Below are 565 nucleotides of genomic sequence, written 5' to 3'. Positions count from 1 at the left end.
CTCGCCAATCTCGGCATTTTCCTCGCCGCTGGGCGAAATATTGCTGGTCAGGCACTGCTCGCGGATCTCGCGGTAGCGGGCGCAGGCCTTTTCGCCTGCTTCGGTGGTGGTGTAGGTGACTTCCTTGCCGTTGCGCGTGCCTTCCACCAGCTCCATCCCCTGCAGTTTCTTGAGGGAATACGTCACGAGATGGGTGTCTTCCACGTTGAGTACGAAGCAGATGTCGGCCAGCCGCTTGGCGCGGCCACGGTGGTTGACGTGGTGCACGACCAGCACATCGAGGAAGGTCAGGTCGCGCACGCCGGCAGCGGCCATGCAGCGCACGCACCAGCGGTTGTAGGCGTTGTAGGCGGTGTTGAGCGCAAACTCGAACTCCGACAGCTCGGGGCTGCGCGCCGACACCAAGTGCGACGAAGATACGATGGGCCCGCCCTTCCCTGCGTCCTCATTGACTGCGGATTGCGGCAGATCAGCTTTCGGGGTGGTCGGCGATTTGGACATTGCAACGGGGCTGGGAAAGGACCGGGAACGCGGGCTATTGTAAGAGAATAGATCGTCATGTCTG

1 protein-coding gene is annotated in these 565 nt (G+C 61.8%); it reads right to left on the bottom strand.

Annotated features, from left to right (window positions below):
• On the bottom strand, positions 1 to 501 hold a 501-nt coding region (locus tag D1614_RS28565; protein WP_119440524.1), incomplete at its 3' end, for a winged helix DNA-binding protein.
• Between the last annotated feature and the right edge of the window lie 64 nt (positions 502 to 565).

Source organism: Maribellus luteus, assembly GCF_003576475.1.
Classification (GTDB): Bacteria; Bacteroidota; Bacteroidia; order Bacteroidales; family Prolixibacteraceae; genus Draconibacterium; species Draconibacterium luteum.
Note: the sequence above shows the minus strand (reverse complement) of the source record. Positions and strands in the feature narration are given on the sequence as shown.